The organism is Roseivirga sp. (assembly GCF_034669765.1).
In the GTDB taxonomy this organism is placed as follows: Bacteria; Bacteroidota; Bacteroidia; order Cytophagales; family Cyclobacteriaceae; genus Roseivirga.
Genome location: NZ_JAXMOQ010000010.1, coordinates 65,853 through 81,969, shown reverse-complemented (window position 1 = coordinate 81,969; position 16,117 = coordinate 65,853). Strand labels below are relative to the sequence as shown.

16 protein-coding genes are annotated in these 16,117 nt (G+C 39.7%); 12 read left to right on the top strand and 4 right to left on the bottom strand.

Features of this window, described 5'->3' with window-relative positions; translation table 11 throughout:
• From VOI17_RS17200 to VOI17_RS17185, 4 genes are all read left to right on the top strand, one after another.
• Positions 1-2,443: tail fiber domain-containing protein (locus VOI17_RS17200; protein WP_323758466.1), on the top strand; the 2,443-nt coding region annotated here is incomplete at its 5' end.
• Entirely contained in the window at positions 2,433-3,521 is a 1,089-nt protein-coding gene (locus VOI17_RS17195) for a gliding motility-associated C-terminal domain-containing protein (RefSeq protein ID WP_323758465.1), read from the top strand. The genes VOI17_RS17200 and VOI17_RS17195, both read left to right, overlap by 11 nt.
• The gene (locus VOI17_RS17190) at positions 3,518-4,510 is read left to right on the top strand and encodes a PorP/SprF family type IX secretion system membrane protein (protein ID WP_323758464.1); all 993 of its coding nucleotides are present in this window, start codon (positions 3,518-3,520) and stop codon (positions 4,508-4,510) included. The genes VOI17_RS17195 and VOI17_RS17190 overlap by 4 nt, the downstream gene beginning before the upstream one ends.
• A gap of 77 nt (positions 4,511-4,587) precedes the next feature.
• The gene (locus VOI17_RS17185) at positions 4,588-4,977 is read left to right on the top strand and encodes a hypothetical protein (RefSeq protein WP_323758463.1); all 390 of its coding nucleotides are present in this window, start codon (positions 4,588-4,590) and stop codon (positions 4,975-4,977) included.
• Here the strand turns inward: VOI17_RS17185 and VOI17_RS17180 are convergent, their stop codons facing one another.
• Positions 4,978-5,982: a quinone oxidoreductase family protein gene (locus tag VOI17_RS17180; RefSeq protein ID WP_323758462.1), complete on the bottom strand. Its 1,005-nt coding sequence runs from the start codon at positions 5,980-5,982 to the stop codon at positions 4,978-4,980.
• Positions 5,983-6,049: 67 nt separating this feature from the next.
• Complete coding sequence (gene dnaB, locus VOI17_RS17175) at positions 6,050-7,627, bottom strand: replicative DNA helicase (protein WP_323758461.1); 1,578 nt, start codon at positions 7,625-7,627, stop codon at positions 6,050-6,052.
• Positions 7,628-7,788: 161 nt separating this feature from the next.
• Between dnaB and VOI17_RS17170 the strand changes: the two genes are divergently transcribed.
• From VOI17_RS17170 to VOI17_RS17160, 3 genes are read left to right on the top strand one after another with little or no spacing between them, the layout of a single operon-like run.
• On the top strand, positions 7,789-9,159 hold the full coding sequence (locus VOI17_RS17170; protein ID WP_323758460.1) for a UDP-N-acetylmuramate--L-alanine ligase: 1,371 nt from the start codon (positions 7,789-7,791) through the stop codon (positions 9,157-9,159).
• Positions 9,160-9,183: 24 nt separating this feature from the next.
• Complete coding sequence (locus tag VOI17_RS17165) at positions 9,184-9,990, top strand: 3'-5' exonuclease (protein ID WP_323758459.1); 807 nt, start codon at positions 9,184-9,186, stop codon at positions 9,988-9,990.
• Between the two features lie 39 nt (positions 9,991-10,029).
• A complete protein-coding gene (locus VOI17_RS17160) occupies positions 10,030-10,461 on the top strand; it encodes a DUF3995 domain-containing protein (protein ID WP_323758458.1) in 432 nt (143 codons plus the stop codon).
• Positions 10,462-10,712: 251 nt separating this feature from the next.
• Here VOI17_RS17160 and VOI17_RS17155 read toward each other — a convergent pair whose 3' ends face one another.
• Positions 10,713-11,141 (bottom strand): peptidylprolyl isomerase, encoded by a 429-nt coding sequence (locus tag VOI17_RS17155; protein ID WP_323758457.1) that lies wholly within the window; start codon positions 11,139-11,141, stop codon positions 10,713-10,715.
• Between the two features lie 325 nt (positions 11,142-11,466).
• On the opposite strand from VOI17_RS17155, the gene VOI17_RS17150 reads away from it, so the two are divergent.
• The 5 genes from VOI17_RS17150 (at position 11,467) to VOI17_RS17130 (ending at position 14,641) form a co-directional block, all read left to right on the top strand.
• Positions 11,467-12,174 carry a DUF2071 domain-containing protein gene (locus VOI17_RS17150; protein WP_323758456.1) on the top strand — a complete coding sequence of 236 codons (708 nt, stop codon included), beginning with the start codon at positions 11,467-11,469 and terminating at the stop codon, positions 12,172-12,174.
• A 50-nt stretch (positions 12,175-12,224) separates the two neighbouring features.
• Positions 12,225-13,124: a hypothetical protein gene (locus tag VOI17_RS17145; RefSeq protein WP_323758455.1), complete on the top strand. Its 900-nt coding sequence runs from the start codon at positions 12,225-12,227 to the stop codon at positions 13,122-13,124.
• Positions 13,125-13,198: 74 nt separating this feature from the next.
• Entirely contained in the window at positions 13,199-13,789 is a 591-nt protein-coding gene (yihA, locus tag VOI17_RS17140) for a ribosome biogenesis GTP-binding protein YihA/YsxC (RefSeq protein WP_323758454.1), read from the top strand.
• A 63-nt stretch (positions 13,790-13,852) separates the two neighbouring features.
• Positions 13,853-14,293: a DUF5606 domain-containing protein gene (locus tag VOI17_RS17135; RefSeq protein ID WP_323758453.1), complete on the top strand. Its 441-nt coding sequence runs from the start codon at positions 13,853-13,855 to the stop codon at positions 14,291-14,293.
• 30 nt (positions 14,294-14,323) lie between these two features.
• Positions 14,324-14,641 carry a hypothetical protein gene (locus VOI17_RS17130; protein WP_323758452.1) on the top strand — a complete coding sequence of 106 codons (318 nt, stop codon included), beginning with the start codon at positions 14,324-14,326 and terminating at the stop codon, positions 14,639-14,641.
• Between the two features lie 442 nt (positions 14,642-15,083).
• On the opposite strand, the gene fbp is transcribed toward VOI17_RS17130, so the two are convergent.
• A complete protein-coding gene (fbp, locus tag VOI17_RS17125) occupies positions 15,084-16,079 on the bottom strand; it encodes a class 1 fructose-bisphosphatase (protein ID WP_323758451.1) in 996 nt (331 codons plus the stop codon).
• Between the last annotated feature and the right edge of the window lie 38 nt (positions 16,080-16,117).

Below are 16,117 nucleotides of genomic sequence, written 5' to 3'. Positions count from 1 at the left end.
GGGCATTCAAGGAGTAGCTGGCGCTAAAGGAGACAAAGGCGATAAGGGTATAGCTGGAACCAACGGTACTAATGGAGCTGATGGCGCAAAAGGTGATAAGGGAGATAAAGGTGATAAAGGAGATCAGGGCATTCAAGGAGTAGCTGGTGATAAAGGAGACAAAGGTGATAAAGGAGATCAGGGCATTCAAGGAGTAGCTGGCGCTAAAGGAGACAAAGGCGATCAGGGTATAGCTGGAGCTAACGGTACTAATGGAGCTGATGGTGCAAAAGGTGATAAAGGCGACCAAGGTATTGCTGGAACTAATGGTACTAATGGAGTAGCTGGCGCAAAAGGTGATAAGGGAGATAAAGGAGATCAGGGCATTCAAGGAGTAGCTGGTGCTAAAGGAGACAAAGGTGATAAAGGCGACCAAGGTATAGCGGGAACTAACGGTACTAATGGAGTAGCTGGCGCAAAAGGTGATAAAGGTGACAAAGGTGATCAGGGCATTCAAGGAGTAGCTGGTGATAAAGGAGATAAAGGCGACCAAGGTATTGCTGGAACTAATGGTACCAATGGTGTAGATGGCGCTAAAGGTGACAAAGGTGATAAAGGAGATCAGGGTATAGCTGGAACCAACGGTACTAACGGAGCTGATGGCGCAAAAGGTGATAAGGGTGACAAAGGTGATAAAGGAGACAAAGGAGATCAGGGCATTCAAGGAGTAGCTGGCGCTAAAGGCGACAAAGGCGATAAGGGAGACCAAGGTATAGCGGGAACTAACGGTACTAATGGAGTAGCTGGTGCAAAAGGTGATCAAGGTATTCAGGGAATCCAAGGTGTAGCCGGAACAAATGGCATCAATGGAATTGACGGTGCTAAAGGAGTCAAAGGAGATAAGGGACTAGACGGTACTAACGGAGTTGATGGCGCAAAAGGTGATAAAGGTGACAAGGGAGATAAAGGCGACCAAGGTATAGCTGGAACTAACGGTACTAATGGAGCTGATGGCGCAAAAGGTGACAAAGGTGACAAAGGAGATCAGGGCATTCAAGGAGTAGCTGGTGCTAAAGGAGAGAAAGGTGAGAAAGGTGATAAAGGAGACCAAGGTATTGCTGGAGCTAACGGTACTAATGGAGCTGATGGTGCAAAAGGTGATAAAGGCGATCAGGGTATTGCTGGAACTAACGGCACTAACGGAGTTGATGGTGCAAAAGGTGATAAGGGTGATAAAGGCGATCAGGGTATTGCTGGAACTAATGGGTCAAATGGAGCTAATGGCGCAAAAGGCGATAAAGGTGATAAGGGAGATAAAGGAGATAGAGGCGACCAAGGTATTGCTGGAACTAATGGGTCAAATGGAGCTGATGGCGCAAAAGGTGACAAAGGTGATCAAGGTATCGCTGGAACTAACGGAACGAACGGTACCAACGGAGCAGATGGAAAAACAATATTAAATGGTAGCTCAAACCCTACAGCAGCCGATGGAGTTGATGGCGACTTCTTTATGAATACTACTACGTTAGATCTATTCGGGCCCAAAACTGCTGGAAACTGGGGAAGTAGTACATCATTAATTGGTGACAACAGACAAATCAATGACGCTGACAATAACACAGTCATTACTACCGATCTCAACAATAGCAACGATGATATTATTCGTTTTAAAACAGCCGGAAACGAAGTATTAAGAATCAATAATGAGACCCTGGAATTCACAAACGATTCTAAATCTGTCTTTATCGGTGAAGAATCAGGACTAAGTAACACAGGAAATGATAATGTAGGAATTGGTATTGGGTCATTAGAAGACAACACTTCTGGGTCAAAGAATGTGGCTCTAGGTTATCAATCACTTAATAAAGTTAGTACAGGAAGTGGCAATGTAATGCTAGGCTATCGTGCAGGATTTAGTCATAAAGGAAGTAATACATTGTACATAGAAAACTCACCTTCTAATAACCCTTTAATTTATGGAGATTTTAGTAGTGATGTTGTAAACATTAATGGAAAACTTGGCATTGGCGTAGCATCTCCAAGTTCAATGACCTATGAGTTAGAAGTAAATGGTAACGCTTCTGTGGTCTCATTAACACAGACTTCGGATAAACGTTTTAAAGAAAATTTCACATCCATTCCAAGTCCACTAAAAAATCTACTCCAATTAGAAGGCCTCAAGTACGAATGGAAAATAAACAATGAGGCCAATAGAAATTTTGAAAAGGGCCTTCAAATTGGCTTCATCGCTCAAGAAGTGCGAAAAATATTTCCAGAATTAGTCAAGGAAGATTCTGAAGGTTACTTGAGCCTGAATTATGCTCAGCTAACACCAGTTTTAGTTGAAGCAATTAAAGAGCAACAATCACAGATTGAGCTACTAAATAATGAAGTAGAGGGCTTAAAAGATCAACTCAGCCAAATTTTGAGCTTGTTGAAGAAAGGAGAAAAGCATGATAAATAACAAACTCCTCCTTTTATTCATTTTCACCATTTTTTTCTTTTCGTTGAATGCACAGGTTTTCATCAATGGAACCAATAGTAAAATTGTAAGCCAAGGAAGCCCTTCAATCAGCATGAATGGATTAGATCTCATTAATGAAGGCGAACTTCGTTTGGACGGAGGTGAAGTAACCATTCGCGGAACAAAAGATGCATACATTGATGGCACCAACTCCCCTATTTTTAATGATCTTAAATTAAGAATATCAGGTGATTTAGTAATTGGTACTCACATAACTGTCAACAATCAGTTTATCATTGAAGCTGGAGGAGTTGACCTACAAGACTATAATTTATTACTTCCAAAAAATGAAAGTAAACTAATCGGTGAAAATTCTAACAATCGAGTCTTGAGTAGTGGCTCTGGAGAAATCATCAAATATTACACTCAGCAGAACCTAAAAAATGAAAATGTAGGAAACCTTGGATTAATGTTTAATGATTTTGAAAACTCAGATGGCCTACTGATCAAAAGAGGACATTCAATATTACCCATCCCTTTTGGAGAAAGCATTACCCGATATTATAAAGTGAGTACAAAAATGAAACCTCAGGATAAACTTAACATAGGTCTTGAATACTTTGACGATGAAGTTTTAGTAAAAGACCCTAAACTGAAAGAGCAAATTTGGATTCAAAATAATGGAGAGTGGAACCGGACAGAGGCCAACCTGTCCAGAGGCGGCAACGCTAATGGGAATATTGTAAAAGCCCAAGTGGAAATTTATGAATCCATCATTACCGTTGGGCTTTACAAAAAGCTAATTGATAAAGCCCTTATACCGAATGTTTTTACGCCAAACAATGATGGAATAAATGACTATTTCATTATTCCAGAAATTGAAAAACTCCCTAGAGCACAGGTTAAAATTTACAATGTATACGGCAACTTACTTTATGATCAAACCAATTACAATGCAAACCCTTGGGATGGGAAACTTAGCGGTAAAACTCAGCCTTTTGGTGTTTACCTCTATCAGGTCATAGATGAGGAAAACCCTCTTGAATTTATAGAAGGTGAAATTACCATCATTAAATGAGAGCATTAAGCCCATATCGCCTTTTTCTATTCGGACTGATCTTATTGACGAACAACAGTTTCGCTCAGCAGATTACGGAATATAGCCAGTACTTAAACAACAACTACCTTATTAACCCCGCGGCTACAAATATTTCTAACCACCTGAACATAGACTTTAGTGTTCGAAAACAAGAATCGAACCGGATAAATGATGTCAGTTCATACTATATGTCGGTTTATGGAACAATCAAAAGCCCAATTCTTTCACAAAATATGAGCAACGGGTTTAGATTAAAAAAGTATGTCGATAATAGCACAGTTAAAGCGTTCAACCCTAAACCTATACCCGTTATAGGGGCTATTATATCAAAAGATAATTTTGGGTTATTAGAAAAGACAACCGCGCATATAACAACAGGAATGCACCTTCCACTAAACGCTCGTTACAGTTTAAGTACAGCAGCCACCATAGGACAAGTACTATTGAATGTAAGTGATGATTATTTTATTTTAGAAGATAATGATCTTCCGTTTAATCAATTCATCACAAGTTTTAACAGAGAAAAATTTCTGGACCTTGGTCTAGGCATTTGGTTTTATTCAGACCAATTACAACTTGGATACGGTATTAAGAGACTGTTTTCCGGCAATTCATCAAATCAAGAAAGTGAAGACGGTTTTAAAATAAAAAACCAACACCTTATCAACGCAGGATTCAAGTTTACGCTTAATTCTGATTGGCAATTGATTACTTCCCTATTGCACAGAGTAAATCCTTACGAAAAAAATACAAGCGACTACTCGATGAAACTAATCTTTAACCAAAACCTTTGGACAACTCTCTCTCTTAGGAAAGAAAAAATTCTAGTTTTTAATCTTGGGCTAAAGCTCAGCGATTCTATTTCTTTCAGCTATTCATATGATCACGGTTCGAAAAATCAAGGAACAGAAAGCCTTTCAGCAAATGAAGTTGCCTTCCAGTTTTCAACCTCTAAGTCAAAAAAGTAATCTAGTATTAAACGTTAAATACAAGACATTAAATAAAAAAAGCCTTTGGTAAAACACTGAAAACATAAAGTAAAATCATGGCAAATCCAGCAATTAACTATTTAGAGACAGGTTCATCAGACACCAAAGACCAAATCAACAACTGGGTAAACAATAACAGTTCGTCATTTAATCAAGGCCTTATTTGGAAAGTAGGGATCACCACTCCTGAAAAGTTATTAAAAATCCAAAAGTTAATTCTGGAGGATATTGAATGCATTCATTGGAAATATTGGCCGGGTGACACATTTGCCAATTTATTCGGAATTATCAGAGAATTGAACAAGAGTCCAATTGTTTTAAAATCCGAGCATTCTGAATATATATCCAGAGGTGCTCTTATTTTTATTTATAAAACCAGAGTAAATCAAAAAGACTATTTGAGACACGTCAAGACTTACCCAGCAAAGTTATCGATTTCCAGGTAACTAGTTCCCCATATTCACCACCAGCTTCCCAAACGTCCCTCCCACTTTCATCGCGTCAAAAGCCGAAATGATTTCTGAAAATGGTCGAACTGAATCTAAAATAGGTTTGAGTTTATGTTGGTTAATAAAGGTTACCATCTGCTTGAATTCTTGATCGTTGCCCATGGTGGAGCCTTGTAGGGTAATCTGATTCCAGAACATGCGGAACATATCTAGTTTTTGAGGAGTGCCATTGGTAGCACCATAAAAAACAATTCTTCCAGAGGGCTTCATCATTTTAATAAAGTCGTTGAGCTGATCTCCGCCTGCGCTATCGATGACTACATCGAAACCACCAGAAGCCTGAAGCGCCTCTTTCTGCCAACCTTCAGCCTTATAATTAAAGCCAGCCTTTGCTCCTAAACCAATACAGGTTTCAATCTTGTCAGCACTGCCCGAAGTAACATATACATTTGCTTTGGCCGCCAAAGCGTACAACATAGCAAACTGTGCTACTCCACCTCCAGCACCAGAAATCAATACATTTTGACCTGCCAACACTTGTCCTTGAGTAAACACCGCCCTAAAAGCTGTGAGTCCACCTAAAGGAATGGAAGCGGCTTCATCCCAACTTAAATGCTTTGGTTTTTCGTGAATCTTTGATGCTTCTACTACTACATACTCAGCAAAAGTACCATTAATAGGCATTCCTAATATGCTGTAGGCCTTAGACTGGACCTTTGGATTTTCTCCCCAATCAATATTCGGATTGATGATGACTTCGTTGCCAATTAAATCGAATGAAACTCCAGCACCAACTTCCTCCACAATTCCAGCTCCATCTGAACCCAAAACTGTGTTAGGTTTAATCCCTGGATATTTCCCTTCCCTTATCCATTGGTCTCGTCTGTTTAAAGCAGCCGCTTTCAGCTTAATCAACACCTTTCCTTCGGCAGGAACAGGTTTTTCAATTTCTAACAATTGAATTTTGTCTTCTGGATGATCTACTAAAACAAGTGCTTTCATTAGATTTTAGGCTTGTGCTTTTCGATTATAGGTGATCGATTCTGCCAAGATTTGTTTTTAAGACGCTTTAAAAAGGAGCATCCTCTCCACTTGGAGGTAATGCAGGTGGACTGTCATTGCCATTGGCTTTACTTTGATAAGTCATCGCACCACCGCCACCGCCAGATTCAAAACTAGCAGCACCAGAGCCCGGAAGCGAGGTACCGTAACTTCCGCCAAAGCCAGTAACATCCAAATCGGTAAACTTGGTGTACTTTCCAATAAACTTAAGTTGAACGTTTTCCAAAGAACCGTTTCTGTGCTTAGATATAATCACTTCGCCCACGCCTTGGGTTGGCATTCCGTTTTCGTCTTGCGTAATACCATAATATTCTGGTCGGTAAAGGAACATTACCATATCCGCATCCTGCTCAATAGATCCTGATTCCCTTAAATCGGAAAGCTGCGGACGTTTATCGCCACCACGGGTTTCAACTGCCCTACTCAACTGTGAAAGTGCAATTACAGGTATGCTCAATTCCTTTGCTATATTTTTCAAGGCCCGCGAAATCGAAGCAATTTCTTGTTCACGGTTACCTCCTGAGCCTCCACCCTTAGACGAATCGCCAGACATCAGCTGGAGGTAGTCAATTACCACCAGTTGAATGTCATGCTGTTGTTTTAACCGCCTACACTTCGCCCTTAATTCAAGGATGGATAGCGCGGGGGTGTCATCTATAAAAATGGGGGCTTTTGTTAGATTCGCTGTTTTGTGAACGAGCTGCGCCCATTCGTGTTCGGCCAAATTACCTTTCTTTATCTTCTCCCCTTCCAGTTCGGCTTCGCCAGAAATCAAACGATTGACCAACTGTACAGATGACATTTCCAAAGAGAAAATGGCTACTGCATGCCCATGGTCTACGGCTGCATTTCGAAGGGCAGAAACCACAAAAGCTGTTTTACCCATTGCTGGTCTCGCTGCAATAATTACCAAATCTGATTTCTGCCAACCAGAGGTTACCCTGTCTAAACTCGTGAAACCAGAAGGAATTCCTGTAAGGCCATCTTTATGATTTCTTCTCGCATGAATTTCTTCAAGGGCAGTCGTCATAATGTCCTTCATTTTCTGATATTCCTTACGAATGTTAGTTTCAGAAACTTCGAACAGCGACTGCTCCATTTTATCGAGCAGCTTAAAAACATCAGTAGTATCCTCAAAAGCTTCACGCTGAATTTCAGAAGAAATACGAATCAACTCACGTTTGATGGATTGTTCTACTACGATTCTAGAATGGTATTCAATATTGGCCGCAGAACTTACACGGTTGGTAAGCTGTGTAATGTAGTACGGCCCACCAATCATTTCGATTTTACCTTCTTTTCTTAACTGGCTGGTTACCGTAAGAATATCAATGGGTTCCGAAGCCTGAAAAAGATCATAAATAGCTTGATAGATTACCTTGTGGGCTTCTTTGTAAAAAGATTCAGGCCTAAGAATATCAATCACGTTGGTCAAAGCATCCTTTTCCAACATCAAAGCACCCAAAATGGCCTCTTCAAGGTCTGTCGCTTGGGGTGGTAATTTCCCCAATTGGCTCAGTTCATCACCTAGATTGTTCCTAGATTTATAACCTAAACGCAATGCCGCAGACTTTCCTTTTTCCATACTTCAAACCTAGCGCAAATTCCTATGTTCAACAACGATTGTGTCGAGTACTTACCCACAACTTTTACACTATGTTATACACGTGAGGTTCTAGTTTATTTTGCTTTATTTGTTGAACGTCCTTTTTGTCTTAATTTTGAACGTTCAATCCATCTAATAATATGACTCAAAATTCTCAACGTATCCATTTCATTGCTATCGGAGGAAGCATCATGCATAGCCTAGCCATGAGTTTAAACAAGGCAGGGCACAAAGTAAGCGGATCTGACGATCATTTTCACGAACCCTCTAAATCGAAGCTGAAAGAATTGGGCCTTTTGCCCGAAAATGAAGGTTGGGATGCTAGCAGAATTGACAGCAGTTTGGATTTAGTGATCTTGGGCATGCACGCCAAGGCGAACAATCCAGAGTTATTAAAAGCACAAGAACTAGGGCTTAAAGTACTTTCTTTTCCAGAGTACATTTACGAAGCATCTAAAAACAAACAACGGATCGTAATTGCAGGAAGCCACGGAAAAACTAGCATGACAGCCATTGTGATGCATGTTTTAAAAGATACTGATCGTGACTTCGACTATATGGTAGGTGCTCAAATCAAAGGTTTTGATGAGCAAGTGAAACTATCCGATGCGCCAATCATCATTATTGAAGGTGATGAATACTTGACTTCAGCCTTAGACTCACGACCAAAATTTTTACACTACGACCATCATATTGCGAGCGTTTCAGGAATTGCTTGGGATCACTTTAATGTTTTTCCAACTCTGGATGATTACGTAAATCAATTCGAATTGCTGGCCGATTCTTCATCTAAGGCAAGTACCTTAATCTATTGTGAGGAAGATAATTTGGCCTCTATGATTATTGCCGAAAAGGAAAGACCAGACGTTACCAATATTCCTTACAAGGCGCATGAACACGTAGTGAGAGATGGCATTACTTATTTAAGATTGCCTGATGGTGAGATTAAAGTTGAAATTTTTGGTTACCATAACATGCAAAACTTGAGTGGGGCACAGGCCATACTCAAGAGGATTGGTATTACCGATGACCAGTTCTACAAAGCCATTGTGACCTTTAAGGGGGCTGGTAAAAGGATGGAGATTTTAGGGAAAAATCCTACCACCACTATATATACAGATTTTGCCCACGCTCCTTCTAAACTTTTGGCGACAACCACAGCCATAAAAAACCAGTTTCCAAACCGTTATTTGGTGGCATGTCTCGAACTGCACACCTTCAGCAGTTTGAACAAAGACTTTATTGAGCAATACCAAAACACCTTTAATAATAGCGATGAGGCGATTATCTACATCAATCCAGAAGCCGCAAAACAAAAAGGGCTTGAAGCATTGACAGAAGCTGACCTTAGAACGGCCTTCAACAGAAAAGACATTATACTCTTTAATGACACTGCTGAATTAAATGATCATTTGATGCAACATAGCTGGGCCAATAAAAACTTGATTCTTATGAGTTCTGGTAATTTTGGAGGCCTTAACATAGAAGCACTTAAGCAACACATTCTTTAAAAGCACCTGCATAAACAGGAAATCATGGAATTAAATCTTAAAAACCCATTGGCGTTTTTCGATCTGGAAACGACAGGTATTAACATTGCCCAAGACAGAATCGTAGAATTGGCAATACTTAAGGTAATGCCAAATGGCGTGGTAGAGAAAATGCATCATTTGATCAACCCTACTATTCCAATTCCTGAAGAATCGGCCATGATTCACGGTATCCGTGATGAGGATGTAAAAGACAAACCCACTTTTAAAACTTTGGCTAAAAGCGTGGCGAAATTTTTAGAAGGAGCCGATTTGGCTGGTTTCAACCACGTGCGTTTTGATATTCCCCTTTTGGTAGAAGAGTTTTTAAGGGCAGGAGTAGATTTTGAAGTAGGCAACCGAAAATTGGTGGATGCCCAAAAAATCTTCTTCATGATGGAAAAAAGGACGCTTACTGCGGCTTACCAATTCTATTGCAATAAAGAATTAGAAGGAGCCCATGGTGCTATGGCCGATACAGAAGCTACTTACGAAGTACTCAAAGCCCAACTCGACAAATACAATGGCCAATCGGTAGAAGATATTGGAGGCAACGTTATCGCAAAAATCGAAAATGACATGGCCTCATTGCACCAATTGGTAGGTTCCAACATGGTTGATCTTGGCGGACGCTTTGTGTTTAACGACAAAGGTATTGAAGTCTTCAATTTTGGTAAGCACAAAGGCAAACCTGTAACCGAAGTACTCGAAAAAGAGCGTGGCTATTACGACTGGATGATGCAAGGAGATTTTCCACTCGACACCAAACGTAAACTAACACAGATTAAGCTCAAAGGCTTTAAAATGGGGTAAGCTCTGGCTTTGAGTTTTGTTTTTTGAATTTTGGGTTTTATGTTTCTTTCAATCCTCTCCCTCCTATTATCCATTATCTTAATAGTACTTGGCTTGATCCATTTCAATTGGGTATTGGGCGGAAAATGGGGTTTTGAGGTAGCCCTACCGACCAATGAAGCAGGCAAAAGAGTGCTTAACCCTAAAAAATTAGATAGCCTGATTGTCGGGTTAGGATTGTCTGCCTTTGGTGCTTTCTATTTATTTCAAGCAATATATACAGCGATAGAAATGCCTAGTTGGCTCACCACATATGTTGGCTGGATTATCCCCTCGATCTTTTTACTAAGGGCAATCGGTGATTTTAAATTCGTAGGCTTCTTTAAAACAATCAAGTCCACCCCTTTTGCTAAAATGGACACTAAACTATTTTCTCCGCTGTGCTTATTTATGGCTTTGGCTGGGTTTGCTATTCAGATATTTGCGAGATAACGCTTTACTTATTCCTTAGGCCTCCCAATCCCGAAGTCTCGAGACCTCCCTGGAGGGACTTTTGAGCATCAGTCAACTTTATTTTCTGGGCCTAAATTAAGTACTGCCGTAAAAGTCTTCCCCTAGGGGAAGATTTAGATGGGGCTTTTATTCAAAGGCACCAAGTTTTATTAAATACCTAAAAAATAACTGCATAAAAAAAACGGACTCACTTTAAGGCGAGTCCGTTTAAATTTTAGATTTAAAATTGCTTAAGCAATCTCAACTAATTCTATATCAAAGACTAAGTCTTTTCCAGCCAAATCATGATTGGCATCAATAATCACTACATCTTCTTTTACTTCTTTCACCTTCACTGGCACTTGTTGGCCGTTTGGCTGAGACATTGCAAGTTGTTGACCCACTTCAGGTTTCAAATCTTCAGGTAAGTTAGCTTTTGGCACATCGAAGTATAACTCTGGGTTAACTTCACCATAAGCCTCTGCTGCAGGAATTTCTGCAGTTACTTTTTGTCCTTTTTCCATACCATCTACGGCAGCATCAAATCCTTTGATCATTTGACCTGCACCCACTTGAAAACCTAATGGCTCTCTTCCTTCAGATGAATCGAAAACGGTTCCATCTTTCAATCTTCCAGTGTAATGCACTTTGACGTTATCGCCTTGCTTTGCTTTTGACATAATTCTTTCTTTTAAATTTTTCCTTGATTTTCAAGAAGTTGCAAAGTTATAAAACCTTAGCGCAATGCCCAAGAATAACGGAAAAAGCTGCCAACCTCTTTGTTTTTAAGGGTTATTAAGGTAGAACAGTCTCAACTGGGTATTGTTATAAACTCCGGGGCAAAGGAATAATGTAACGAAACCGTGACTTCAAAAACTGTCAGAAAAGTCATGTTATTTTTTGTACTAGAAATCATTCAAAAGCAAAGGACATTGAGTAGATTAAGATGTTTTTGGAAGTGTCAACCCAATAAGACAACAGCAACAATATTACAAATAATCAGAAATGAGCTTTCTAAAAGCCGAATGGCGAAAACTTGCAATTGCGAATTATGTTATCGATCCAGAGCTACTGACCAAATACCTCCCTCCAAAAACTGAGTTAGACTTATGGAAAGGCACCTGCTATGTTAGCCTTGTAGGCTTTATGTTCCTCAACACCAAACTGTTAGGCTTACCAATCCCTTTCCATCGCAATTTCGAAGAAGTAAACCTGAGGTTCTATGTGAAATATAAGGAGGATGGTAAATGGAAAAGAGGCGTAGTTTTCATCAAGGAAATTGTACCCAAAGCAGCTTTAACATTCATTGCTAATACCGTATACAAAGAGCATTACCAAACCATGAAAATGTCGCATTTATTGAAAGAGTTTGAAAAAGAGAGATCGGTGGAATACACCTGGTCGCTCAATGGTAAGAAAAACCTCTTCGCATTAAAAGCTGACTTAGCCCCTACTGTTATTGACAGAAATTCCGAATTCGAATTTATTACCGAGCATTACTGGGGCTATACCAAAGCTGGAGCGAATTCCACCTTTGAATACGAAGTAACCCACCCTCGATGGGATTGCTATAAAGTAACAGACTATAAGATTGACGTGGACTTTAATGCGGTTTACGGAAATGATTTTTCAATGCTTACCGACATTAAACCAGTATCCGTAATGCTGGCCGAAGGGTCTGAAATCACAGTCGAGAACAAAAGGAAGGTATGAGGTTCGTATTATTCAATCTTGATAACTTTAATAACTAGATGAAGGCTTACATGTCGATATTGCTTTTAACACTCACTCTATTCTCCTGCGGAAGTGATGATAATTTAAATGGGTTATGGAAACTAAATTTTGATCAATCAAGTCAATCTCCCTCAATCCCTTATGAACTCTTTTTTAATGAGGACACACTTTATTTAACAGATGAGTACTCGTTTATCTACCAAACTAATTATGTCATAAAAGATGATTCTATAAGCCTGACATTTTCAAACGGAAACACTTGGAAAACCAGTTTCATAAAGAAATCAGGTAATCTAATATTAGGAAACGGTTCATTTTATAAAAATGATTCTGGGCACTTTGATCCTAGTCTACAGTATGATTTAATAGACCTTGAAACAGATGAAGTATTAAACCCAAATGCCAACATGCTTTTTATTCATTTGATGAAAATAAATGATTCGCTCCAAGTAAGGTTGAATGACGTAATAGCAGACCAGGGCAGTATTCCTGCATATATAAATAGAGGGCATAGCAGTGCAAATCAACCTTTAGCCCTATTTGTAGGAGAAGGGGTTACATTCAATGATCTCGTAGAGGTTTACAAATGGCTACAAATAAGTGGTTTGAGTGAGATCACGTTGATTACGGGGCATAAAATGCTAGCAGAGTTTTATATTCAGAAGGATCAAATCAGCATTAATCAACAAGCACTCGACTCATTCATCAGCCTTAAAAACATACCACCAGCACCTCAAAAACCCAAAAGCAATGAACAAGATAGATCAGTAATTGAAATCCAAAACTCAATTGATTTAGAGCAGCTTGAAAAGCTCGTTGATTCGCAGAAATACCTTATTAGAATCGATGAAAGAATTGACTTATTGGACTACCTAAAACTGTGTGAAATCATCAAGCACAACCCAAACATTAAAAAAGAGATTAGGTAACTAATTCTGATCCTCCTCACAAATAAGAACAAAGAAAGGTTTAAAGGTTCGCGGTACTTATTTACATTTGCACCATGTTTGAAAATGCGAGTTTTGTAATAAGCAATACGGATCACAATTTATGCCCTAAACCAGATAAGCCTGAGTTCGCATTTATTGGCCGTTCGAATGTGGGCAAATCGTCCCTCATTAATATGCTTACGCAAAAGAAGAACTTGGCTAAAACTTCTGGCCGACCTGGCAAAACACAGCTGATCAATCATTTCATTGTAGACGATCAGTGGTACTTGGTCGATTTACCGGGTTATGGCTATGCCAAAACCAGTAAGTCAAATCGAGTGGCTTGGAGTATTATGATTGAGAAATACCTTTTGGAAAGAGAAAACCTCCAAATGGTGTTTGTGCTGATTGATAGCCGATTGGAGCCACAAAAAATTGACATCGAGTTTGTAACATGGTTGGGTGAAGCAGGAATCCCCTTGGGACTCATTTTCACCAAAGCCGATAAGCAATCGATTAACAAATCTCAGCAGAGCATTGCCCGCTTTAGAAAGGTAATGAAAGAAACTTGGGAAGAATTACCTGTGATGTTCGTAAGTTCGGCCGAATCAGGTTTAGGCCGTACAGAAATTGCTGAGTACATTCACGGAGTGCTCACCACATAATTTTTATTTTAATCAAAGCCAATGGCGGGGTCGCCCAAAGGCAATAATGTATAAATCGTAAATATGAAGTTTGAAGAAATTGCCGCAGTAACTGGAAAAGGTGGTTTGTTTAGAATTGCAAAACCAGGAAGAACGGGGATAATTCTGGAGTCTTTAGATGCTCAGAAAAAGAAGGTAGTCGTAGGAGCCGATGCGCAGGTGTCCATTCTAAGTGAGATTTCTATTTACACTCATACCGAAGAAGGAGCTACTCCTTTGGCCGATGTAATGAGGAAAATCCACGCTGAATTTGAGGGTGACACAGGCTTAAGCAAAACCTCTGATCCCGATGAATTGAAAGCCTTTTTACAGCACATTTTGCCTGACTATGATGAAAGCAGGGTGTATGTATCGGACATCAAGAAATTGGTGACTTGGTATAACCTATTGTCCAAAGATCATCCAGAGGTTTTCGAAGAAGAACCGGAAACAGACGAAGAAGCCGAAACAAAAGAAGAAAAATAATTAAATGCCGGTGCTCAACCGGCTTTTTTTATGGATTTAAACGACATACAAACTGGCCTAGCGCTCATCAGCAAAGACTTTCAAGTAGACCCGAAAAATTGGGAGTTGCAGCAAGGTGAAGAAATGACGGAAGAAAGAGCTTTTGGCTTTTTACTAAAACTCGTGGAGCACTTGATGACGCACGACTTCAACCGTCTCCTCAATAGCCTTTATAGAATTGATGTTTCAGAAGAGAAACTAAAAATGGCCTTGGCCGTATCTGACAATCCCGCTCAAACGGTTGCTCAAATGATCTGGGATAGAGAGTTACAAAAGGTAGAAACAAGGAAAAAGTACTCGGGGAGGTAGGTGACAGTTATCAGTTATCAGTTATCAGTTATCAGTTATCAGTTATCAGTTATCAGTTATCAGTTATCAGTTATCAGTTATCAGTTATCAGTTATCAGTTATCAGTTATCAGTTATCAGTTATCAGTTATCAGAAAATAAAAATCAGGAGTCAAGAATCAGTTAAAAAACTAAAAATAAATCTCAACCTATTCTCTTCACTGAACCTACATAAGCCCCTTTTCTTTTCCTGAGGCACGAAGGATCTAGAATTATACCAGCGATCAGTTCCTTCCTCCGAAGCCTCGGAGTCAGGATGAAAAGCATTGTGCATATAAAATCAGATTCTGGTAAATACGTGTATAAATACAGGCTAATTGAAAGCACACTCTTCAAAGTTAAGTCATGCTGTAAGTTCCGAAGTCTCAGAAACACAAAATCACGGACTCAACGAGAGCTAACAACTACCCCTCAGAAGCTTCCTTCACCATATTCATACTACCTATAAAAAACGGTACCCTTTGGTGAAGCGATGTGGGTTTAATCTCCATAATACGTTGTTTGCCATCGGTGGCCAAACCACCCGCTTGTTCGGCAATCATGGCCAAACAATTACACTCATACATCAAACGTAGTTTGCCATTAGGTGCTTTCACGGTAGATGGATAAAAATATATTCCGCCTTTCAATAAGTTTCTATGAAAATCAGCCACCAATGAACCAATGTAACGTGCTGAATAACCTCTGTCCTTACACTTATCTACATAATCAGTTACTGACTGTGAAAAGCCCTTAGAACCTCCTTCGTTCACAGAATAGATAGTGCCATCTTTTGGCATTTTCATGTCTTGGTGCGACAGTAAATACTCACCTAAAGAAGGCTCATAAGTAAAGCCATTGACGCCTTTTCCCGTTGTGTATACAAACATGGTAGACGAGCCGTACAAAATATATCCAGCTGCTATTTGAGCCGTTCCAGGTTGCAATACATCCTCCATCGTTACAGGACTGCCTACTGGCGAAACCCTTCTGTAAATCGAAAAAATAGTTCCTACCGAAACGTTTACATCAATATTGGAAGAACCATCTAAGGGATCCATCGCAATGATGTATTTCGCATTAGGGGTATTCAGGTCAATAATATCTTCATTCTCTTCAGAAATGATGGCGGCTACTTCCCCACCCTTTTGCAAAGCACGGGTAAAACGGATATTTGCAGCCACATCTAAATTTTGTTGCGCTTCGCCCTGAACATTATCTGCACCATAAGCGCCAGTAATATCAGCCAAACCTGCACGGTTAATTTCACGGTTCACCACCTTGCCAGCATAGGCTAAGTCCCTGATCAGTTGTGATAATTCACCCGAAGCAAAAGGAAATGACTCCTGGTTCTTCATGATAAAACGATCGAGGTTGGTACCTACTGGAAGTGCGATTCGGGAATTTTCAGCTTTAGACATATGCAACAATAATTTTAATCTCAGAAAACGTTGATAAC